At 69.6% G+C, this 22,651-nt stretch carries 20 protein-coding genes; 14 read left to right on the top strand and 6 right to left on the bottom strand.

All coding sequences use genetic code 11. The features are described 5' to 3' along the window. The first annotated feature begins 283 nt into the window (after positions 1 to 283). The 14 genes from AB0O01_RS12980 (at position 284) to AB0O01_RS13045 (ending at position 10,989) form a co-directional block, all read left to right on the top strand. Positions 284 to 691 carry a hypothetical protein gene (locus AB0O01_RS12980; RefSeq protein WP_365312847.1) on the top strand — a complete coding sequence of 136 codons (408 nt, stop codon included), beginning with the start codon at positions 284 to 286 and terminating at the stop codon, positions 689 to 691. A 106-nt stretch (positions 692 to 797) separates the two neighbouring features. Beyond that, on the top strand, positions 798 to 1,379 hold the full coding sequence (locus tag AB0O01_RS12985; protein ID WP_365312848.1) for a phage tail protein: 582 nt from the start codon (positions 798 to 800) through the stop codon (positions 1,377 to 1,379). 146 nt (positions 1,380 to 1,525) lie between these two features. After that, complete coding sequence (locus AB0O01_RS12990; RefSeq protein ID WP_365312849.1) at positions 1,526 to 1,816, top strand: hypothetical protein; 291 nt, start codon at positions 1,526 to 1,528, stop codon at positions 1,814 to 1,816. A 65-nt stretch (positions 1,817 to 1,881) separates the two neighbouring features. Beyond that, positions 1,882 to 2,301 carry a hypothetical protein gene (locus tag AB0O01_RS12995; RefSeq protein ID WP_365312850.1) on the top strand — a complete coding sequence of 140 codons (420 nt, stop codon included), beginning with the start codon at positions 1,882 to 1,884 and terminating at the stop codon, positions 2,299 to 2,301. Positions 2,302 to 2,464: 163 nt separating this feature from the next. Beyond that, positions 2,465 to 3,112: a hypothetical protein gene (locus tag AB0O01_RS13000; protein WP_365312852.1), complete on the top strand. Its 648-nt coding sequence runs from the start codon at positions 2,465 to 2,467 to the stop codon at positions 3,110 to 3,112. A 134-nt stretch (positions 3,113 to 3,246) separates the two neighbouring features. Continuing rightward, positions 3,247 to 3,561, top strand: coding sequence for a hypothetical protein (locus tag AB0O01_RS13005; protein ID WP_365312854.1), 315 nt, complete (start codon positions 3,247 to 3,249; stop codon positions 3,559 to 3,561). A gap of 219 nt (positions 3,562 to 3,780) precedes the next feature. Beyond that, complete coding sequence (locus tag AB0O01_RS13010) at positions 3,781 to 4,284, top strand: hypothetical protein (protein ID WP_365312855.1); 504 nt, start codon at positions 3,781 to 3,783, stop codon at positions 4,282 to 4,284. 74 nt (positions 4,285 to 4,358) lie between these two features. Beyond that, positions 4,359 to 4,922: a hypothetical protein gene (locus AB0O01_RS13015; protein ID WP_365312857.1), complete on the top strand. Its 564-nt coding sequence runs from the start codon at positions 4,359 to 4,361 to the stop codon at positions 4,920 to 4,922. Positions 4,923 to 4,948: 26 nt separating this feature from the next. After that, positions 4,949 to 6,007, top strand: a complete 1,059-nt coding sequence (locus AB0O01_RS13020) for a hypothetical protein (protein ID WP_365312858.1) — start codon at positions 4,949 to 4,951, stop codon at positions 6,005 to 6,007. A gap of 98 nt (positions 6,008 to 6,105) precedes the next feature. Continuing rightward, entirely contained in the window at positions 6,106 to 6,945 is an 840-nt protein-coding gene (locus AB0O01_RS13025) for a hypothetical protein (RefSeq protein ID WP_365312860.1), read from the top strand. A 119-nt stretch (positions 6,946 to 7,064) separates the two neighbouring features. Further along, a complete protein-coding gene (locus AB0O01_RS13030) occupies positions 7,065 to 9,425 on the top strand; it encodes a hypothetical protein (protein ID WP_365312861.1) in 2,361 nt (786 codons plus the stop codon). After that, on the top strand, positions 9,418 to 9,768 hold the full coding sequence (locus tag AB0O01_RS13035) for a hypothetical protein (protein ID WP_365312862.1): 351 nt from the start codon (positions 9,418 to 9,420) through the stop codon (positions 9,766 to 9,768). The genes AB0O01_RS13030 and AB0O01_RS13035 overlap by 8 nt, the downstream gene beginning before the upstream one ends. 34 nt (positions 9,769 to 9,802) lie before the next feature. After that, entirely contained in the window at positions 9,803 to 10,702 is a 900-nt protein-coding gene (locus AB0O01_RS13040; RefSeq protein WP_365312863.1) for a peptidoglycan-binding protein, read from the top strand. Between the two features lie 20 nt (positions 10,703 to 10,722). After that, on the top strand, positions 10,723 to 10,989 hold the full coding sequence (locus AB0O01_RS13045) for a hypothetical protein (RefSeq protein WP_365312864.1): 267 nt from the start codon (positions 10,723 to 10,725) through the stop codon (positions 10,987 to 10,989). Between the two features lie 131 nt (positions 10,990 to 11,120). Here the strand turns inward: AB0O01_RS13045 and AB0O01_RS13050 are convergent, their stop codons facing one another. From AB0O01_RS13050 to AB0O01_RS13075, 6 genes are all read right to left on the bottom strand, one after another. Further along, the gene (locus AB0O01_RS13050) at positions 11,121 to 15,020 is read right to left on the bottom strand and encodes a DNA-directed RNA polymerase subunit beta' (protein WP_365312866.1); all 3,900 of its coding nucleotides are present in this window, start codon (positions 15,018 to 15,020) and stop codon (positions 11,121 to 11,123) included. 97 nt (positions 15,021 to 15,117) lie between these two features. Further along, complete coding sequence (gene rpoB / locus AB0O01_RS13055; protein WP_365312868.1) at positions 15,118 to 18,603, bottom strand: DNA-directed RNA polymerase subunit beta; 3,486 nt, start codon at positions 18,601 to 18,603, stop codon at positions 15,118 to 15,120. Between the two features lie 590 nt (positions 18,604 to 19,193). Continuing rightward, a complete protein-coding gene (rplL, locus tag AB0O01_RS13060) occupies positions 19,194 to 19,577 on the bottom strand; it encodes a 50S ribosomal protein L7/L12 (RefSeq protein ID WP_365313135.1) in 384 nt (127 codons plus the stop codon). A gap of 120 nt (positions 19,578 to 19,697) precedes the next feature. Then, positions 19,698 to 20,228 (bottom strand): 50S ribosomal protein L10, encoded by a 531-nt coding sequence (gene rplJ / locus AB0O01_RS13065; protein ID WP_355741566.1) that lies wholly within the window; start codon positions 20,226 to 20,228, stop codon positions 19,698 to 19,700. A 326-nt stretch (positions 20,229 to 20,554) separates the two neighbouring features. Continuing rightward, on the bottom strand, positions 20,555 to 21,409 hold the full coding sequence (locus tag AB0O01_RS13070) for a DUF1396 domain-containing protein (protein WP_365312870.1): 855 nt from the start codon (positions 21,407 to 21,409) through the stop codon (positions 20,555 to 20,557). A 169-nt stretch (positions 21,410 to 21,578) separates the two neighbouring features. Further along, a complete protein-coding gene (locus AB0O01_RS13075; RefSeq protein WP_365312871.1) occupies positions 21,579 to 22,433 on the bottom strand; it encodes a hypothetical protein in 855 nt (284 codons plus the stop codon). Between the last annotated feature and the right edge of the window lie 218 nt (positions 22,434 to 22,651).

Below are 22,651 nucleotides of genomic sequence, written 5' to 3' on the forward strand. Positions count from 1 at the left end.
GCGCCTCTGGCGTTTCCCGTGTTGCCCCTCGCAGGTTTGTTGCGGTGGGGCAATTCGCGATTCCGGGGCCTGACCAGGGCACATAGCGGCGGATGGGCGGGGTCGGGCACACCCACAAGAGCCCTCTTGTTGCGCTCGCGCTCGCAACATGTCACAGTGGATGCAGCGGCGGAGCTGTGCCTCGGAGTACGGGGACGGCCCCGCCGTCGCGCATGAAGGCTCCCGGGCCCGTGAGCCTCTCAGCCGCCGGTGTCCTCCGGGCCCGTCAGAAGGGAGGCCCTCCGTGGCCGATCCGACGGTCACCTTCCCCGACGTCGAGCGACTCGTCGTCGATTTCCTGACCGACCGCACCGAACTCGCCGCCGCCACCGTGGACAACGTCCCGCCGGCCGGTTTCGACGGCACCCAGCGGGTCGTCCTGGTCTCCCGGGCCGGCGGGGCCTGGGCCGACGACGAGCATCTGGACCGGCCGCTGGTGGACTTCGAGGTCTACGGCCCCGACAAGACCACCGCGCACACCCTGGCCCTGACGGTCCGTTCCGCGCTGCTCGCGCTGCGCGGGACGACGTACGGCTCGGCGGTCGTCGCCGATGTGGTCGAGGCCGATGGGCCGCGCTGGCTGCCGGACTGGAACCGCTCGGCGGCGAACCGCTACTGGGCGACGACCCGGCTGCACATCCGCCCGGCGTGACCGGGCACTCCTGTGAATCCCCCGCCAATGCCCGTTAATGCGCAGGTATGCGCGTGAATGCGCGTGAATTCTCTGTGTGACTGACCCCCTCCGAAGGGAAATCCGCATGGCTGGCAGCAACGCCCATGAGATCCGTGTCGCCGGTACCGGCCGCATCCTGGTCGCCTCGCTCGGGGCGCCCGCGCCGACCGACGTCACCTCGGCCTGGTCGAGCGAGTGGAAGGACCTCGGCTACACCTCGCAGGACGGCATCAAGCTGGCGAAGAAGGACAAGCTCGACCCGGTCGAGACCTGGCAGTCGGTGTCCCCGGCGCGGTTCATCTACTCGGACCGCGATCTGACGGTGAAGTTCCAGCTCCTCCAGTTGAACGAGGACACCCTGCCGTTCTTCATGGGCGGGGACGCGGTGACGGAGACCGCCGCCGGATCGGGCCTGTTCAAGTACGAGCTGGCGGCCGACCCGAAGTTCAACGAGAAGTCGCTCGGCATCGAGTTCAGCGACGGCGGCACCATCACGTACCGCTTCGTGGTCCCGCGCGGCCAGGTCACCGAGACCGAGGAACTGTCGCTGACCCGGACCGCCTCCATCAAGCTCGGCGTCACCTTCACCGCGCTGGCCGTGGACAACACCAAGCCGCTGGCGACGTTCCTGATGAAGGACCCGGCGTACGCGGCCACGGCGGTCTGATCCAGGTCCCGCCCCGCAGCGGGTGGGCGGGACCGGCCGCCCCTCCCCCGCCGGTGGCCCGCCGATTGCTCCGCCCACCCGCACCCCCTCACCCCCCTCACCCCCGTACTCCCTTACTCCCCCACTCCCGAATGGAGTTGACGCAGATGGCGCCCTTCGATGTCGGCGCGGCCCGGGCCCAGCGGCTGGAGGCACTCGGCCGCGACTGGTCCTTCACCCTGGACGGCGACACGTTCACGCTCCCGACCGAACTGACCCGCAAGACCGCCCGCGCCCTGCGCGAGCTGGACGACAACGACGTGGACGGGCTGCTGCGGGCGCTGCTGGGCGAGACGCAGTACGCGCGCTTCGACCGGCACGAGGTCACCTTGCAGGACATCGCCGCGATCCTGGAGACGTACGGCAAGGAGTCCGGGCTCGGCCTGGGGGAAGGCTGAGCCTCGGCGCGTTCGTCGACGAGCACGCCGAGGCGCTGGAGGCGGATCTGCTCCGCCACTACGGCGTGGACCTGCTCGACTGGCGCCGCGGCCGGCTGTCGTCCCGCCGGCTCGCGGTGCTGGTGCGGCATCTGCCCCGAAGCAGCGCGACGCTGCGCGCGCTGCACGGCGAGAGCGTGGACTGGTCGGCGACCGACCATCTGCTCGCCGCGGCCGTCGACCAACTCGCTGAGGCCAACTGGATGTTCGCGACGGTCCACCGGGACGAGGACGCGGAGCCGCTGGAGTATCCGCGGCCGGTACCGAGGCCGGGGTCCCGGGGTGAGGTTGGGGGTGAGGCCGGGGGTGGTGACTCCGGGGGTGATTCCGGTTCCGGGGCGGAGCCGGACCCGTCCGGCGGCCTGCCCGGCCCGCGTGACCGGACTGCCCCCGCCCCCGCCCGCAACCCCACCCCCGCCGAGCTGGCCCGGTTCTTCACCGCCTGACCGACGGCCGGGACGGCTGCCCGGGAGATCCGACAGACCTCCCACCAAGCTCCCACCAACCTCCGACGTACATCCGGCAGGCACCCGTCAGGCACCGGCAGGCACCGGCAGGCAGCCGTCGGGCATCCGTCGGGCATCCGACAGACAGGAGAGTGATCCTCAGATGACCCTCTACACCCCCCTCAACGGGCTGCCGTACCCGCAGCCGTCCGACACCGCCGATCTCCCCCTCCACCTCCAGTCCCTGGCGACCGGCATCGACAGCCGGACGGTCCTGCGCTACCCGAACGCCGCAGACCGGGACGCGGCGGTGACGACACCGGTGGCGGGGATGGTGGCGTGGCTGTCCACGCCCGGGACGCTGAGCTACCACACCGGTACGCAGTGGATCGCGCTGGGCGCCTGGAGCACGTACTCCCCGGCCTGGACGGCGACGACGACGAACCCATCGATCGGGGACGGGACCCTCACCGGCCGGTACACGGTGGTGGGCAAGGTGTGCCACTTCACGACGCTGGTGACGTTCGGCTCGACGACCACCTTCGGCAGCGGCTCCTATGTGCTCGGGCTGCCGGTGACGGCCGGTGCGCTGGGCGGGCTGCCGCAGTTCCACGGGGTGGCGACGTCCTCCGGGGGACGGGGCGCGCTCGCCTGCCAGCCGCTGGCGAGCACCGGGGCGACCGGGTACACGCTGTGGGGTCCGACGGCGGTGTCGCCGGCTCTCGGGCAGGTCGGCAGTGCGGGGCTGCTCGGTGCGGCGTGGTCGGCGAGCGGTGTCATCCGGATCAGCGGGACGTACGAGGTGGCCTGAGGACGGGGCGGCCGAAAAGCGACGGTCCGGGCGATTTCCCCTGGGCACCACAGGTCCGTCCGGTACCCTGAGGACGTTAATCGCTCAAACGTTCGAACAGGTGGGCTCGGATGTTACCGAGGGATGGGGGCCGGGTGACCGACGACGACGGCGGGGCGTGGGGCGGCACGGAGTACGCGGAGGCCGCGGCCGAGGTCAGCGCGCAGTTGGCCGCCCGTTTCCAGGGGCGCCCGCTGCCGCCCGACCTGGTGATCACGACCCGGTCGGAGATCGAGAAGCGGGAGTTCTCGGCGTACGGGAAGGGGTGGCGGGATCGGGGGGAGCACGACCGGAACCACCGGACGGCGACGCAGCCCGCCGCGAGCTCCACGGATGCAAAGGTGCTGCCGTTCCCGCATCCGTCCGCCCCGTCGGCGGCTCGGCCGCATCCGGACGACGACCAGCCCTGACAGCCGATCTCCCGGCCACCTCGCCCTCCCCGGAGGACCTCGCCCCGGTCGGCCCCTGCGTACCGGGCCGGTCCACATCGCCATCAGGCCAATTGCCGAACAGCCGCTTCACCGGAAGTCCAACTAGGTATCCTCCACAGCGGATTGGACTCCCACAGGAGGACGCAGATGGTATTTGAGGGATTTCCGACAGGCGGCTGGCGCGGAAAAGTGGTCCCGGTGGCCAGACCTGCCAACACTCCGGCTGTTCTCGTCGTCCGGTCGCGGGGGCCGGTCACTGGATTCTTCGTCCATCCGGTCATCGATACACGCGGTATATACGACGAAGACCCGATGCTGCTCCAAACCACCGGTACCGCACCCATTCAGTTCGTCCTGCCAGCCAAGTACACCCATGTGAAAATTCAACGCGGAAGCAGCGAGGGAAACGGCTTCGCCAGGTGGCATCTGGATCGGGTTGCCATAGACGACCTACGCCCGCTGCGAGGACGAGTCGCCGGAACCGGGGGAGAGGTTCTCACCTGGCGGGGTGAAGAACGCAGCATACGATTTGATTTTCCAGCCTACAAACACGGCCACCGCAATCTGGAATTTTTCTCTTTCGAAAACGGCGAGAGAATCTCCATCGATCGCGAGGGAAGCACACGCGGAACCGCTGTCATCCCCGGGCCGGGCTTCATCAGGATCCAGGCAGTTCAGGGGTGGAAGATCGAGGCCAACTGATCGCAGGAACAGCCAGCCGAACAGCCCTTCACGAGAAACCTCGTGAAGGGCTGCCGTCATGAGGGAGAGGACGCATGGGAGCCTACGAAGATTTCGGGAAACGGCTGGGCTACGCGGAAGAGAACATCAGCTCCATCAAAGCCGAACTCGTCACCGTCGCCCACTCGACCAACATTGTCAAACCGGAAATCAACGGCATGGTCACGGAGTTCGTCGCAGCGAATTTCGGCCTGAAGCTCTTCAACATGGAGAAGACGCTCTTCGACGTCGGCGAATACCTCGACGCAAAGAAAGGACTCGATGCGTTGACGCTGAAGAAGCGCATCGACAAGATCCTCGGGGACAGCGGTGCGGATGACGGAGGGTTCATAGCGGACCACGAAAGGCGGATAAAGAAGGCACAGGAGACCGCAGACCAGGCCCGACGGATCGCCGACGGCGCGGACGAGAAGGCGAAGAACGCCGGCACCTTGGCCCGCGACGCCCACCGCAAGCTCAACACCATGGCCACCGGCGTCCAGCGCGAGGGCCGGGCTCCCGCGACCTCGGTCGGTTCGGTTCGGGAACTGCGCGACGCCGCCACCGCCATCAACCAGTTGGAGAACCGAGTGAACAGGCTCGTGGCCGCCCTCGCCTGACCCCCGCACATGAGGAGTGAACCCGTATGGGACTGAAGACCTCCCTGTCCGGAACTGCCGGTCAAATCAGACGACTGACCAGTGAGTTCATCCAGAGCCAAGCCGGTCTGACGCGTGTCCAGCAGTCGATGAACGGCACCTCCCGAGCCGTCACCTCGATGAAGAGCAGTCTGGACACGACTGGAGCATCGTTCGGCCGACTGAGGTCCACGGCGCAGAACGGCACCAGCGGTGTCCAGCAACTGAAGTCGGCCATGGGCCAGACCGAGGCCACCCTGACCAGGGTCCGCGGCGGAGCCGATCGTCTCCGCGCCGCCATCGACCGCGTCAAGAACTCCTTCAAGGGCGCCCGTGGCGAGGTCCAGGCGTTCAAGCGGACCACGGACGGAGCCGAATCCTCCGTGGGCAGAACCGCCAAGACCGCCGACAAGGGCGACAAGTCCATGGGCAATCTCGGCAAGGGTCTCAAGGGCGCCTCCCTCGCTCAGAAGGGGCTCAATCTCGCCATGGCCGCCAGCCCCTTCGGGCTGGTCCTGACGCTGCTGACCCCCCTCATCGCGCAGTTCGTCACCATGGACAAGGTCACCGCGCTGCTCCGCAAGGGCGTCGACATCGCCATGAAGCACATCGGGGCGGTCGTCGGCTCCATGGCCAAGGCCACCGGCCCCGTCCTGCGCGGACTCGGCAACGGCGCCCTCGCCCCCTTCATCGGCCTCGCCGTCGCCCTGAACGCCCTGTTCGGCGTTCTCGCCGGCATCCGGATCAGCATCCCCGACTGGGTGCCGAGGTACGGCGGGCGCGGCTTCTCCTTCCCCCGGTTCAGCGTTCCCGTCCCGCGCCTGGCGACCGGCGGGGTCGTCCGGGCCCGCTCCGGCGGCACCCTCGCGCTGCTCGGCGAGGGCGGCGAGCACGAGGCCGTCCTCCCGCTGTCCAAGCTGGAACGGATGCTCGGGCAGGGCGGTGGACTGCGTACCCTCACCGCCGCCGTCGAGAAACTCGCGGACCGGCCGGTCGTCGTCCAGGTCGACTCACAGGAGATCGCCCGAGCCGTGTTCCTGGGGCAGCGGCAGCTCGCCCGCCGCTAGCGGACCCCGCCCCCCGTACGCCGACGGACTCCCCGTCGGCTTTTTTCATGCCCGCGCCCCGGAACCCCGGCCCGCCCCGCCCCTCCCCTGGAGCCCCCATGCCCAACCTCTGGATCGGCCGCCCCGGCTCCCTCACCGAGATCGATCAGGCAGCCAAGTCCTTCGACCGCACCGCGGACCTCGGTGTCAGCGAGTTCAAGTCGCTCGGCGGCCGGGTCACCGTCACCCGCCATCAGTCGCCGGTACGCCGGCTGAAGCTGGCGTGGGACCTGCTCCCACCCGCACCCGCCCGTGCCCTCGACCGCATCGCCCGCCGGATCGACAGCCCGGGACCGGTGTTCGTCATCGACCCCGCCGCCGGGAACGTCCTCGCCCCCGCCCAGGCCGCCGGCCTCGGCACCCCCGGCGCCACCGACATCACCGGCCTCGCCCAGTGGTTCGTCGCCTCGGCCACCGGAACCCTCACCGAGACCGCCCCCGGCACCCCCGGCGTCTTCGCCTTCACCGCCCCCGACACCGCCGCCGCCCTCGCCTGGCGCTGCACCGGAACCGTCGGCAACTTCCCCGTCGCCCCCGGCCTCCCGCTCTCCTTCCGCGCGCCCACCGCCCTCGCCGCCCTCCCGACGGTGACCGTGGGCATCGACTTCAAGCGGCTCGACGGTACCTATCTCGGCTCCAGCACCACCACCGGCCCCGCCGTCACCGCCACCGTCCCGTCCGGCGCCGCCTACGCCACCCCCACCGCCCGTCCCGGCACCCCCGGCACCTACTCCCTCGCCGGGGCCTGCCTGGCCTTCGGCGGGACCGCCACCGCCGGGGTGCCCGGCGACGGACTGCCGCCCATGTCGGTCATCGCGTACAGCGACGCCCCCGGCCGCCCGCTCCCCTACCGCAGCATCAGCCTCGACCTGGTGGAGGTGTCCGGTGCGACCGGCTGACCGCCCCGCACGGCCCGCCGCCCACCGGACAGCCGCCCCCGGCCACCCGGCGGACCACCCCGCACGCCCACCCCGCCACCACCGGACGACCACCCCCAACCCCGCGGAGGTGCCCTCCCGTGCAGCAGTCCGATGACCCCACCACCACCGCCCTCGCCGCCGGTGAACGGACCGTCACCCACACCACCCGCCTCGGCGGCCAGGACCGCTCCGCCCAGGTGCAGTCCTGGCAGTTGGAGCGGTCCTACGCGACGGATCTGCCACCGGCGATGCGCGCCTTCTCCGGTTCCTCCGCGGCCCAGCTCCAGCTCCAGATCTCCGGCACCGGCGGCACCACCGCGCCCGGCCTGTACGCCCCCTGGGCACCCCGGGCCACCGGCGACACCACCCGGCCCGGCCAGTCCGTCGTGCACCGCGGCGGCGTCGGTACGACCACCCTGCCCGCGTTCCGCGGCACCGTCCGCTCCCGCTCGGCCCAGGCCGGCACCGACTCCGTCCAGCTCACCGCCCTGGACGGCGCCGAACGGCTGCGCGGACCGGCGCTGCTGCCGAAGCCGTACATCGGCTTCCTGACGGGGCGGCCCGTCGCCACCGCCACCTGGTGCGTGGACGAGCTGCTGCGCCAGGCCGGGGTGCACTCCGCCCCGCCGCCCCGCTACCCGGACTTCGTCGCGGGGCAGCCCCTCACCCTCGTCCACGCCTCCCTGCACGGCGGGTTCGCCGCCCCCTTCGGCCAGCCGGAGATCCTGCCCTCCCCTGCCCACTACACCTGGACCCGCGACGGCGCCCCGCACGAGATGGCCCTGCTGCCCCGCGCCACCGGGGTCACCGCGAGCTGGTTCCCGCGCTCCCGGGTCACCGTCCCCGGCAGCCGGCTGCTGGCCGAGGCATGGGTGAACAGCGGGGTGGGCACGGGCGACCTGTTCCGGATGGACCTCGTCCTCGACCGCACCGGCGGCGCCACCGGACTGCTGCGGATAGAGGTCGACTTCGCCAGGGGACACATCAGGACCGTCTCCGGCACGTACGACGATTCCAGTTGGCTCCTGTGGGACATGTGGCCCGCCGTCCGGGCGCTCAAGGGCGTGTGGCACATCGGGGTCTTCTTCGACACGACCGGCACCGGCACCGGCAGCACGGTGCAGCCGACCGTGCAGCCCCGGCTGACCGGCCCGGACGGCACGTCGCTGCTCGGCTCGGCGTGGCAGTTCGGGCACGGCGACGCCCTCCAGCGCGCCGCCGAACTCCGTGAACTGAAGATCACCACGGACCTCGCCGTGGAAGGCGTCCAGCTCACCTCGGGACTGCCCGAGATGCCCTCACGCCCCGTTTTCGACCAGACCGGCACCTGGACCAAGGCCGTCGAACTCGACGACGCGATCCTCCCGCTGCACACCGTGCCCCGGATCTCCGGCTCGCAGTGGGAGGTCATCGGGCAGATCGCCAGGGCCGCGCTGTCGACCGCCGAGTTCGACGAGCGGGGCGTCTTCCGCTGGCACAACCACACCCGCTTCGGCACCACCCCGACCACCCCCGACCTCACCCTCACCTCGGTCCGGGACATCGCCTCGCTCACCCTCACCGAGGAGATCGACGCCTGCCGCAACTACGTCACCCAGCCCGCCCGGGTCCGGGAGAACCAGGGCTATGAACGCAGCGTCACCTACACCGACACCGCCGTCCGGACGGTCCCCGCGAACGGCACGCTGACCGTGTCGTACGTGATGGCCGACGAGGAGTTCGACATCGGCCCGCCGACGACGGACGACGACTCGGTGGTGACCGGCGGCTCCCAGGTCCGCTTCGCCACCACCCGCGCCGGGACCACCGCGGTGAAGGGCGCGGTCGATGTCCTGACCCGCCGCGAGGACGGCTATCTGGTGATGCGGTTCAGCAACCGCACCGGCCAGACCCTCTACACCGCCAAGAAGGACGGCTCCCCGTCCGTCTACCTGGAGAACCTCAAGCCGAAGACCGACCCGGTCGAACGGTCCGCCACCGCCTATGTGCCGGGCACCGCCAGCGAACGCTTCCACGGCCGCCAGGAACACACCGGCGAGGCCACCGACTGGATCCAGGACCTCGCCTCCGCCCAGTCCCTCGCCGACGCCCTGTACGCGGCCGGCGTCCAGCCCGTGCCCGTCATCGGGGACGTGGAGGTGCTCTACGACCCCCGGGTGCAGCTCGGCGATGTGATCCGGCTGATCGACAGCACCGGCACCCGCCTCGACACCCTCGCCCGGGTGATCGGCATCAGCACCTCCGCCGCCGACGGGGGCGTCCGCCAGACCCTCGCCCTGCGCGGCACCCGGCCCAACGGCAACCCCGCCGACGCCGGGCTCACCCCCGACCCGCCCGCGGACCCGGCGCGGGTCGCCCTCGCCACGTACGCCTCGGTCGCCGCCGCCTTCCCGACCCTGGCCGCCCTCACCGCCTCGGGTCTGACCTGGGGCGGGATCAAGGAGTCCGCGCATGTCTGAGACCCCGCCCGAGACCCCGCCCGACACCTCTTCCGACACCTCTTCCGAGACCGCCTCCGAGACCTCTACCGAAACCCCGGCCGAGCCCGTCCCCGTCGTCCCGGCCGCCCTGGCCGTCCCGGTCGTCCTCGATGAACGCCAGCTCGCCCAGTTGGCGGCGGCCGTCACCGCCGGGCTCGCCGAGTATCTGGCGCCGCCGCCGGTGCTGGTGACCCCGGCGGACGTGAGCCTGGTCGTCGCCGGGCCGGGGCCGGAGCCGACGGACCCGCCGGAGGACGGCGACCCGCCTGTGCAGGCCCCGGTCCCCGGACCCGAGCCCGGTCCCCCGGCCGAGGAGATCTGACGCCCCGGCCCTCCCGTCGACCGAAAGGCACCCCATGTCCGCCCCTCTCTCCCCCACCGCCCTCCTCACCGCGCTGCGCACCGAAGGCGTCACCGTCGTCGAGCACCCCGGATGGCGCTCCAACAACCGCGACCACAAGGGCCGTTGGGGCCCGGTGCACGGCGTGATGATCCACCACACGGTCACCACCGGCACCGCCGCCAGCGTCGCCCTGTGCTTCCAGGGCCACTCGGCGCTCCCCGGCCCCCTGTGCCACGGCGTGATCGCCAAGGACGGCACCGTCCACCTCGTCGGCAACGGCCGCGCCAACCACGCGGGCAGTGGCGACGCGGACGTACTGAAGGCGGTCGCCGCCGGGACCGCCGCCCCCGCGCCGGACCGGTCCGGCACCGACGGCAACACCCACTTCTACGGCTTCGAGTGCGTCAACCTCGGCGACGGCAGGGACCCCTGGCCCGAGGCCCAACTGGAGGCGATGGCCCGTGCCTCGGCCGCACTGTGCCGGGCGCACGGCTGGAGCGCACGGTCGGTGATCGGCCACAAGGAGTGGACCCGGGCGAAGATCGACCCCCGCGGTTTCACCATGACCGCGTTCCGCACCCGGGTCACGGCCCGTCTGTCCACCACCCCGGAGCCGAAGCCCGCCCCGCGACCGGCCCCGAAGCCGACGGTCCCGGCCCCCGCGCTCCAGCCCTTCCCCGGCACCGCCTGGTTCCGCGAGCGCCCCTCCTCCCCCGTCGTCACCGCGATGGGCACCCGCCTGGTCGCCGTCGGCTGCTCCGCCTACACCGAGGGTCCCGGCCCGCAGTGGACCGACGCCGACCGCGCCTCGTACGCCCGGTGGCAGCGCAGGCTCGGCTACACCGGCGCCGACGCCGACGGCTGGCCCGGCGCCACCTCCTGGACGGCCCTGAAAGTCCCGTACACCGCGTGAACCCACTCCCCCGAGGCGCCATGAACGACCCCGATCATCCGAACGACCCGCTCACCATCGCCCTGGAGCTGGAACGGCTGCGCGGTTCCCTGGAGGCCGGGTTCGCCCGGGCCGACGGACAGCTCGCGCTGCTGGTCCAGCGCAGCGACCAGAGCGACAAACAGCTCGCCGACCATGAGCAGCGGCTCGACGCGCTGGAGCGGGCCCGCTGGCCGCTCACCAGCATCGCCGCGCTGACCGCCGTGGCCGCCGTCGTCCTCGGCGTCTGGGAGCTGTCGGCGCGCTGAGCGAGCCCCCCGAATTCCCCGAGCCCCCCGAGCCCGCTGAGCCCGCGGGAACACCGGAACGCCGGAACGCCGGAAGGGCGGCCACCCGAGGGTGACCGCCCTTCCTCTCACAGCAACTGCTCACCTACCGACTACTGGTTGTAAGGCCCGTAGTCATAGTCCTCCAGCGGCACCGCCTGGCCGGAGCCCGTGCCGAACGGCGAGTAGTCGATGTCGTCGTAGCCGACGGCCGAGTACATCGCGGCCTTGGCCTCCTCGGTCGGCTCCACCCGGATGTTGCGGTAGCGGGACAGACCCGTACCGGCCGGGATGAGCTTGCCGATGATGACGTTCTCCTTGAGGCCGATGAGCGAGTCGGACTTGGCGTTGATCGCCGCGTCCGTGAGGACTCGCGTCGTCTCCTGGAAGGACGCCGCCGACAGCCAGGACTCGGTCGCCAGCGAGGCCTTGGTGATACCCATGAGCTGCGGACGACCGGAGGCCGGGTGACCGCCCTCCTGCACCACGCGACGGTTCTCGGTCTCGAACTTCGAGCGCTCGACCAGCTCACCGGGCAGCAGCTCGGCGTCGCCGGACTCGATGATCGTCACCCGGCGGAGCATCTGCCGGATGATGATCTCGATGTGCTTGTCGTGGATCGACACACCCTGCGAGTTGTAGACCTTCTGGACCTCGCCGACCAGGTGGACCTGCACGGCCCGCTGGCCGAGGATGCGCAGCACGTCGTGCGGGTTGGTGGCACCCGCGGTGAGCTTCTGGCCCACCTCGACGTGGTCGCCCTCGCCGACCTCCAGGCGCGCGCGCTTGGAGATCGGGAACGCCGTCTCGTCCGAGCCGTCGTCCGGGGTGATGACGATCTTCTTGGTCTTCTCGGTCTCCTCGATCCGGACGCGGCCGGCGGCCTCGGAGATCGGGGCGACACCCTTCGGGGTCCGCGCCTCGAACAGCTCGACGACACGCGGCAGACCCTGGGTGATGTCGTCACCGGCCACACCACCGGTGTGGAAGGTACGCATCGTGAGCTGGGTGCCGGGCTCACCGATGGACTGGGCGGCGATGATGCCGACCGCCTCACCGATGTCGACCAGCTTGCCGGTGGCCAGCGAGCGGCCGTAGCACATGGCGCAGGTGCCGACGGCGGACTCGCAGGTCAGGACCGAGCGGGTCTTGACCTCACCGACGCCGTGCAGGATCAGCTCGTCGATCAGGACGTCACCGAGGTCGGTACCGGCCGGGGCCAGCACCTTGCCGTCCACCACGATGTCCTCGGCGAGGGCACGGGCGTAGACGGACGTCTCGACGTTCTCCGCCTTGATCAGCGAGCCGTCGGACTGGCGCTCGGCGATCTCCAGACGCAGACCGCGGTCGGTGCCGCAGTCCTCCTCACGGATGATCACGTCCTGCGAGACATCCACCAGACGACGGGTCAGGTAACCCGAGTCGGCGGTCCGCAGGGCGGTGTCCGCCAGACCCTTACGGGCACCGTGGGTGGAGATGAAGTACTCCAGCACGGACAGGCCCTCGCGGAAGGACGCCTTGATGGGACGCGGGATCGTCTCGTTCTTGGCGTTGGACACCAGACCACGCATACCGGCGATCTGACGCATCTGCATCATGTTTCCGCGCGCGCCCGAGTGGACCATCATGAAGATCGGGTTGGTCCGCGGGAAGTTGGCGTTCATCGCCTCGGCGACCTCGTTGGTCGCCTTGTTCCAGATGGTGATGAGCTCCTGGGTGCGCTCGTCCTTGGTGATCAGACCGCGCTCGTACTGCTTCTGGACCTTCTCGTCCTGGAGCTCGTACCCGGCGACGATGTCCTTCTTCGCCTCGGGGACGACGACGTCCGAGATGGCGACGGTGACACCGGAGCGGGTCGCCCAGAAGAAGCCGGCCGCCTTCAGGTTGTCGAGCGTCGCCGCCACGATGACCTTGGGGTAGCGCTCGGCCAGGTCGTTGACGATCTGGGAGAGCTGCTTCTTGCCGACCTCGTAGTCGACGAACGGGTAGTCCTCGGGCAGCAGCTCGTTGAAGAGCGCGCGGCCCAGCGTGGTCCGCAGGGTGAAGGTGTCACCCTGCTGCCACTCGGGCTCGCCCTCCTCGCGGGCCGGCGGCTCCCAGCCCCGCGGCGGGATGGTGCCCACCGGGAAGCGGATGTCGACCGGCGCCTGGAGCGACAGCTCCCCGGCGTCGAACGCCATGGTGGCCTCGGCGCTGGAGGAGAACACCCGGTCGGTGCCCTTGACGCCCCGGCCGTCGCCGTCCGTGGTGAGGAAGTACAGACCGAGGACCATGTCCTGGGTCGGCATCGTCACCGGGCGGCCGTCGGCGGGCTTGAGGATGTTGTTCGAGGACAGCATCAGGATGCGGGCCTCGGCCTGCGCCTCCGCGGAGAGCGGCAGGTGGACGGCCATCTGGTCACCGTCGAAGTCCGCGTTGAACGCGGTGCAGACGAGCGGGTGGATCTGGATGGCCTTGCCCTCGACGAGCTGCGGCTCGAAGGCCTGGATGCCGAGGCGGTGCAGGGTGGGCGCGCGGTTCAGCAGGACCGGGTGCTCGGCGATGACCTCTTCGAGGACGTCGTACACCACGGTCCGGCCGCGCTCGACCATGCGCTTGGCGCTCTTGATGTTCTGCGCGTGGTTCAGGTCGACCAGGCGCTTCATCACGAACGGCTTGAACAGCTCCAGCGCCATCGCCTTCGGCAGACCGCACTGGTGCAGCTTGAGCTGCGGGCCGACGACGATCACGGACCGCGCGGAGTAGTCCACGCGCTTGCCGAGCAGGTTCTGCCGGAAGCGGCCCTGCTTGCCCTTGAGCATGTCGGACAGCGACTTCAGCGGACGGTTGCCCGGTCCGGTGACCGGACGGCCGCGGCGGCCGTTGTCGAACAGGGCGTCGACGGCCTCCTGGAGCATCCGCTTCTCGTTGTTGACGATGATCTCGGGCGCGCCGAGGTCGAGAAGCCGCTTCAGGCGGTTGTTCCGGTTGATGACACGGCGGTACAGGTCGTTGAGGTCGGAGGTCGCGAAGCGGCCACCGTCCAACTGCACCATCGGACGCAGGTCCGGCGGGATGACCGGGACGCAGTCCAGGACCATGCCCTTGGGGCTGTTGCTGGTCTGGAGGAACGCGGAGACGACCTTCAGCCGCTTCAGGGCGCGGGTCTTCTTCTGGCCCTTGCCGGTGCGGATGATCTCGCGGAGGCGCTCGGCCTCCTCGTCGAGGTCGAAGGACTCCAGGCGCTTCTGGAGCGCGGCGGCGCCCATCGAGCCGTCGAAGTAGGTGCCGAAGCGGTCGCGCAGCTCGCGGTAGAGCAGCTCGTCGCCCTCCAGGTCCTGGACCTTGAGGTTCTTGAACCGGGACCAGACCTCGTCCAGCCGGTCGATCTCGCGCTGGGCACGGTCGCGGAGCTGCTTCATCTCGCGCTCGGCGCCCTCGCGCACCTTGCGGCGGACATCGGCCTTGGCGCCCTCGGCCTCCAGCTCGGCCAGGTCGGCTTCGAGCTTCTTGGCGCGGCCTTCCAGGTCGGCGTCACGGCGCTGCTCGATCTGCTGGCGCTCGACGGAGACATGCGCCTCCAGCGAGGGCAGATCGCGCGTACGGCGCTCCTCGTCGACGTACGTGATCATGTACGCCGCGAAGTAGATGACCTTCTCCAGGTCCTTCGGGGCGAGGTCCAGCAGATAGCCGAGCCGGGACGGGACGCCCTTGAAGTACCAGATGTGGGTGACGGGGGCGGCCAGCTCGATGTGGCCCATCCGCTCGCGACGCACCTTGGCGCGGGTGACCTCGACACCGCAGCGCTCACAGATGATGCCCTTGAAGCGGACGCGCTTGTACTTGCCGCAGTAGCACTCCCAGTCCCGGGTGGGGCCGAAGATCTTCTCGCAGAAGAGTCCGTCCTTCTCGGGCTTGAGGGTGCGGTAGTTGATGGTCTCCGGCTTCTTGACCTCGCCGTGGCTCCACTGACGGATGTCGTCAGCGGTGGCCAGACCGATCCGGAGCTCGTCGAAGAAGTTGACGTCGAGCACTATGCGTCAATCCCTCTCAGGGTTGTAAGTCTGTGGTCTGAATCGGGGGCCTGGGGGTCGGCGGGGACTCGGCTGGCGAGGCCCCGCCGGACTCCCGTCAGACCTCTTCGACGCTGCTCGGCTCGCGCCGGGACAGGTCGATGCCGAGCTCCTCCGCTGCGCGGAAGACGTCCTCGTCGGTGTCGCGCATCTCGATGGACATGCCGTCCGAGGACAGCACCTCCACGTTGAGGCACAGGGACTGCATCTCCTTGATGAGCACCTTGAAGGACTCGGGGATGCCGGGCTCGGGGATGTTCTCGCCCTTGACGATGGCCTCGTAGACCTTCACGCGGCCGGTGACGTCGTCGGACTTGATGGTCAGCAGCTCCTGGAGGGCGTACGCGGCGCCGTATGCCTCCAGCGCCCACACCTCCATCTCGCCGAACCGCTGGCCACCGAACTGGGCCTTACCACCCAGCGGCTGCTGGGTGATCATCGAGTACGGACCGGTCGACCGGGCGTGCAGCTTGTCGTCGACCAGGTGGTGGAGCTTGAGGATGTACATGTAGCCGACCGAGATCGGCTCCGGGAACGGCTCGCCGCTGCGGCCGTCGAACAGCCGGGCCTTGCCGGACGGGAGGACCATGCGGTCGCCGTCGCGGTTCGGGATGGTGTGCTGGAGCAGACCCGTCAGCTCGTCCTCCCGGGCGCCGTCGAACACCGGGGTGGCGACGTTGGTGCCGGGGACGACCTGGTCGGCGCCGATGGTCTGGAGCCGCTGGGCCCACTCGTCGGCGAGCCCGGAGACGTCCCAGCCGCGGCTGGCGAGCCAGCCGAGGTGGACCTCCAGGACCTGTCCCGGGTTCATCCGGGACGGGACGCCGAGCGGGTTGAGGATGATGTCGACCGGGGTGCCGTCCTCCAGGAACGGCATGTCCTCGATCGGCAGGATCTTGGAGATGACGCCCTTGTTGCCGTGCCGGCCGGCGAGCTTGTCACCGTCGGTGATCTTCCGCTTCTGCGCCACGTACACGCGCACGAGCTGGTTGACACCGGGGGGCAGCTCGTCGCCCTCCTCGCGGTCGAAGACCCGGACGCCGATGATCTTGCCGATCTCGCCGTGCGGGACCTTCAGCGAGGTGTCACGGACCTCGCGGGCCTTCTCACCGAAGATCGCGCGCAGCAGGCGCTCCTCCGGCGTCAGCTCGGTCTCGCCCTTGGGCGTGACCTTGCCGACCAGGATGTCTCCGGCGACGACCTCGGCGCCGATGCGGATGATGCCGCGCTCGTCGAGGTCGGCGAGGACCTCCTCGGAGACGTTCGGGATGTCCCGGGTGATCTCCTCGGGGCCCAGCTTGGTGTCCCGGGCGTCGACCTCGTGCTCCTCGATGTGGATCGAGGAGAGGACGTCGTCCTGGACGAGGCGCTGCGACAGGATGATCGCGTCCTCGTAGTTGTGGCCCTCCCACGGCATGAACGCGACCAGCAGGTTCTTGCCGAGCGCCATCTCGCCGTTCTGGGTGGCCGGACCATCGGCGAGGACCTGGCCCTCGATGATCCGGTCGCCCTCGTTGACGATGACCTTCTGGTTGACCGAGGTGCCCTGGTTGGACCGGGCGAACTTGGCCAGGCGGTACGTGATGTACGTGCCGTCGTCGTTGGCGGTGGTGATGTAGTCGGCGGAGACCTCCTGGACCACACCGGCCTTCTCCGCCTTGACCACGTCACCGGCGTCGACGGCGGAGCGGTACTCCATGCCGGTGCCGACGAGCGGGGACTCGGAGCGGATCAGGGGCACGGCCTGACGCATCATGTTCGCGCCCATGAGCGCACGGTTGGCGTCGTCGTGCTCCAGGAAGGGGATCATGGCGGTCGCGACCGACACCATCTGGCGCGGCGAGACGTCCATGTAGTCGACCTCGCCGCCGGCGACGTAGTCGACCTCGCCGCCGCGGCGGCGGACCAGCACGCGGTTCTCGGCGAACCGGGACTCGTCGGTCAGCGGGGCGTTGGCCTGCGCGATGACGAAGCGGTCCTCCTCGTCGGCGGTCAGGTAGTCGACCTCGTCGCTGACCTGACCTTCGACGACCTTGCGGTACGGCGTCTCGATGAAGCCGAACGGGTTGATCCGGCCGTACGAGGCGAGCGAGCCGATCAGACCGATGTTCGGGCCTTCTGGCGTCTCGATGGGACACATCCGGCCGTAGTGCGAGGGGTGCACGTCACGGACCTCGAAGCCGGCCCGCTCACGGGAGAGACCACCCGGGCCGAGGGCGTTCAGACGACGCTTGTGCGTCAGCCCCGACAGCGGGTTGTTCTGGTCCATGAACTGGGAGAGCTGGCTGGTGCCGAAGAACTCCTTGATGGAGGCGACGACCGGCCGGATGTTGATCAGCGTCTGCGGGGTGATCGCCTCGACGTCCTGGGTGGTCATGCGCTCGCGCACGACCCGCTCCATACGCGCCAGACCCGTACGGACCTGGTTCTGGATCAGCTCGCCGACATTGCGGATACGGCGGTTGCCGAAGTGGTCGATGTCGTCGGTCTCGACCATGATCGAGCGGCCGTTCTCACCGACGGTCTCGGTCTCACCGGCGTGCAGGCGCACCAGGTACTTGATCGTCGCGAGGATGTCGTCGACGGTCAGGACACCCGCGTCGAGGCCCCCGTCGGTGCCCAGCTTCTTGTTGACCTTGTAGCGGCCGACCTTGGCCAGGTCGTAGCGCTTGGGGTTGAAGTACAGGTTCTCCAGCAGCGTCTGCGCGGCCTCGCGCGTGGGGGGCTCGCCCGGACGGAGCTTGCGGTAGATGTCGAGCAGCGCGTCGTCCTGGCCCTGGGTGTGGTCCTTCTCCAGGGTGGCGCGCATCGACTCGTACTCGCCGAACTCCTCCAGGATCTGCTCGGTGGTCCAGCCGAGCGCCTTGAGCAGGACGGTGACGGACTGCTTGCGCTTGCGGTCGATACGCACACCGACCATGTCGCGCTTGTCGATCTCCATCTCCAGCCAGGCACCCCGGGACGGGATGATCTTGGCGGAGAAGATGTCCTTGTCGGAGGTCTTGTCGATGGAGGAGTCGAAGTAGACGCCCGGCGAGCGGACGAGCTGCGAGACGACGACACGCTCGGTGCCGTTGATGACGAAGGTGCCCTTGTTCGTCATGAGCGGGAAGTCGCCCATGAAGACCGTCTGGGACTTGATCTCACCGGTCTCGTTGTTGGTGAACTCGGCGGTGACGAAGAGCGGAGCGGCGTAGGTGAAGTCACGCTCCTTGCACTCGTCGATGGAGTTCTTCGGCGGCTCGAAGCGGTGGTCCCGGAAGGTCAGGGACATCGACCCGGAGAAGTCCTCGATCGGGGAGATCTCCTCGAAGATCTCCTCCAGACCGGACTTGGTGGGGACGTCCTGACCGTTCTCCAGAGCCTCCTCGACCCGACTCTGCCAGGCGGTGTTGCCGAGCAGCCAGTCAAAGCTCTCGGTCTGGAGCGCAAGCAGGTTCGGAACCTCGAGAGGCTCCTTGATCTTTGCAAAGGAAATGCGCAGCGGGGCGGTGCTGGCGCCGTTGTTCGTATTCGCGGTCGAGGCGTTGCGCGAGGCGGCCAAGAGGGGGTCCTTCCGAGGGCTCGGACTCACTACGCGCGTACCGGCCCCTCACCGATACACAGAGACAGGTTCCCTGGATCCAGCCAAAGGGCCAGGTCAGGGACGGTCCGGTCGTCGGTGCTCCAGCGAGGGCATGCCCCTGGTGACGGGCAGGGGACAGCTAACAGGCAGCGCAAAGGGTCAGTGTAGCCACTTGGCACACTGATGTCCAGTCCGGGTTTCGCGGAACCCTCGTTGCCCTCGTTGTACTCAACCCCTGCGACAAGGCGACACCCTCAACGCACGTTGATCCTGCCCTCTTCGTCGCCGATCCATGCCTCGGATTCTCGGATCCTTGTGGCGACGCGTCCTGAGAATTGCGCGCTGCGTGCGGTTCGTCAAGGCCCCCCGACCCGAACCCGGGCCGCCGAAGGCACGACGAAGATCACCATACCCTTCGTTCACCGAGGGGCAAGGCAGCCGTGGTCGGGCCCCGGGAAAGCCGAAGAGCGACCACCCGGATGGATGATCGCTCTTCGGTGCGCCCGCGTTACAGCCCTCTCGGACCGCCCCGCCGGGCGCCGGGTACCACCGCGGGTACCCGGAGGGTCTTACTTGACCTCGACGGAGGCACCGGCGGCCTCGAGGGACTCCTTGGCCTTCTCCGCGGCGTCCTTGGCGACCTTCTCCAGGACGGCCTTCGGCGCACCGTCGACCAGGTCCTTGGCCTCCTTCAGGCCCAGCGAGGTCAGCTCACGCACGACCTTGATGACCTGGATCTTCTTCTCGCCGGCACCGGTGAGGACGACGTCGAACTCGTCCTGCTCCTCGACGGCGTCGGCCGGGGCAGCCGGACCGGCCGGACCCGCGACGGCGACCGCGGCGGCGGCGGTGACGTCGAACTTCTCCTCGAACGCCTTCACGAACTCGGAAAGCTGGATGAGGGTCATGGTCTCGAACTCGGCGAGCAGTTCTTCCTGGGTGAGAGCCACGATGGCTTCCTTCCACTCAATCGGCGGGTGCCGTATGTACATGACTGGCGGGCGTACGTTCGGCCCGCTACGACCGTGACCTGCGGCTCAGTGCCTCAGGCGGCGGTCATGATGCGAGCCGAGTTACTCGGCACCGCCCTGCTCGTCCTGCTTGGCCCGGAGCGCGTCCACGGTGCGGACGAGCTTCGAGGGGAGCGCCTGGAAGACCTGAGCAGCCTGCGTCTGCTTGCCCTTCAGCGCACCCGCCAGCTTGGCGAGCAGAACCTCGCGGGACTCGAGGTCCGCAAGCTTCTTGATCTCGTCGGCGGACAGCGCCTTGCCGTCAAGGACACCGCCCTTGATGACGAGGTTCGGGTTGTCCTTGGCAAAGTCACGCAGACCCTTCGCCGACTCCACCGGGTCACCGGTGACGAAGGCGACAGCCGTCGGACCGTTGAACAGGTCGTCCAGCGTCGTGATCCCGGCCTCGTTGGCCGCAATCTTGGTCAGTGTGTTCTTCACCACGGCATACTGGGCGTTCTCACCGAGCGATCGACGCAGCGTCTTGAGCTGCGCCACGGTGAGACCGCGGTACTCGGTCAGCACGGCAGCGCTGGAGTTGCGGAACTGCTCCGTCAACTCTGCGACTGCGGCAGCCTTGTCGGGCGTCGCCATAGAGCCTCGGCCTCCTTCCGGGTGATTCGGACCGCGCGGACCCGAAGGAGGACGGGAAAAACAAACGCCCCGGCGCAGGCGCACGGGGCGGACTCGACCGGCTGTGCATACGAGGTGTAGGCACTCCGGGAGCTCTTCCACAGTCACCTGCGCGGGCCGTCCGCAGTTCTGCGGATCCTTCGGCCACCGCACCCTCGTTCGAGCGCACGGCAACAACCAGCGGTCTTTGGCTTCTGAAGGAGAGTACGTGACCCGATCCCCGTCGAGCAAATCCGCCCGTACGGGGATCGGCGCGGGGCCCTGCCGGGCGGCCGGAGACCGGGGGGTCAGCCCGCCTGGAGGTCGTTCATCATCTCGGCGAGGTCCATGGTCTCCGCGGCCGGCGGGACCTTGACCTCGACGGGCTTGTTGATGTCGAAGAAGGTGATCGTCATGTCCATCGGGCCCTCCTCGGCATCGGCGCGCACCCGGAACTGCTTGGCGCGCTCGTCGCCGTCGACCCACATGTCCATGGTCATCTTGTCGATGCCCAGGTCCTCGTACTGCTCCAGGGTCGTCTCGCGGGCCTCGCGGGTCTCCTGGTCCTCGTCCTTGAGGGATTCGCGCAGGTCGGCGAGGGTGATGGTGCCCTTGTAGTGGGTGGTCTCCACCCCGTCGACGGTCTCGGTGCCGATCTCCTCGACGCCCTCGGCGTCGGCCATGAAACCGGCCTCGCTGGCCGGGTTCTTGTCGGCCTGCCCGGCGGCGCCCAGCTCGCTCAGCTCGTCACCGGCGCCGAGGGCGGCCAGGTCGAACTTGATCCAGGTCTTGCCGTCCATCTCCTTGGCGGCCTCTTCGCCGCCGTTGATGAACATCGCCTGGTCGACGAGGCGGATCTCGACCTCGCCGCCCTCCGGAGCGGAGGCGCCGCCCGGCGCGACCTCCATCTTCATGCTCATGGCGAGGGGCTTCATGCTCATGGCGGCGGTGCCCTCGATCTGGCCCTCGCCGGGGACCTCGCCCTTCATCCGGTAGTTCAGGGAGGTGATCTCCTCGGTGTTCTTCGCCGCCTTGGCGACCGCGGCGGCCGGATCGATGTCCACCGTCTTCTCGGTGCCGCAGCCGGCCGCTCCGGCGGCGAGCACCAGCGCCACCAGCCCGGCACCGGCCGCCCCGCCGCGCTTACGTACAGAAAGACCCATGGTTCCCCCCACGGAAACAGAAATCCGACCGACATCGGACACGAACGAACTGGAACAGATCACGGAACGGGCAGGACCGTTCATGGCCCATGCATGGCCGGTACACAGTGATCCGGCTCGTGAGCCTATCCCAGGGCACTGACAGCGGCCCTGGAATTCCCCGAGGGCCTCAGGGGCCCGGAGAGGCCAGCAGTTCCCGGAAGTCCTGGGTGTCGGCGGCGGGCGGCGGCTCTACGGGGACCTCGGTGCCGTAGTCGTCGTAGTGGGCGGTCTGGGTCAGATCGCCGGTGGTGGCGCTGCCGTGCTCCACCTTCTTGACGACCAGGTCCCGCCCGTCGATCCAGAGGTCGACGGTCTGGACGGTGACCCCGGCCCGCTCCAGTCGGGCGCGCAGTTCCGGGTCGTCCAGGTCGGAGACCTCGGAGGTGGCGGAGTAGCGGGTGGCCCGGGTGCCGCGGACCCGCTCCGGGCCCAGCTCGCGCACCTCGTCCGCGGCGAGCAGGAAGTCCACCGACCGGTCCGGGGTGGCCCCCCGCAGTTGCTCGCTCACATACGCCCCGGAGGCCCCGCCCAGTTGCTCCAGCTCGCCCCAGGGGTAGCGCACCCAGTGCTTGCCCCCGGCCTGCGCGGCGAAGGCGTCGCCCATGCGCGCGTAGTAGGCGTCGGGGAGGTAGCGGGCCTCCATGGAGGTGGTGCCCAGCTCACGCATGGTGTCGGCGAGGGTGCCGCCGGTGTAGGTGATGGTCAGGGTGCCGGTCAGCCCGTCGCCCCAGGCGAGGGCGCCCTCGGAGGTCATGTCGATGGAGCCGCCGACGGTCGTGACGGCCTCCACGCGCGCGGAGCGGGCCTTCGCGGTGGCGTCGGCCGCGGCGCGCAGCGCGGCCCGGTCGGCGGGCGGGTGGGACGTCCGGACGGTCGGGGCGGCCCGGTCGCCGGTGCTGGGGCCGGGGGCGGGCGGCCTCTCGGCGGTGCAGCCGCAGAGGCCGATGAGGGCGGCCAGGGCCCCGGCGATCGCCCGCTTCATCCGCACCCCCGATATCGGCCCCGTCGACGCACGGTAGCTCAGGCCACCGACACCCGGGCGGGACAGGCCCCGGAAGAACCCCCAGGAACGCCCTGCGGAGCCGCCCGCCCCGGAACAGCCCCGCGGGGCCGCCCCGGAAACGCCCGACGGGCCCCGCGCCGGGAAGGCTGCGGGGCCCGTCGTGCACTGCGTGGCGCAGACGCGCGGTCTCCGTCGGA

The organism is Streptomyces sp. NPDC093252, from assembly GCF_040683675.1.
Lineage (GTDB): Bacteria > Actinomycetota > Actinomycetes > Streptomycetales > Streptomycetaceae > Streptomyces.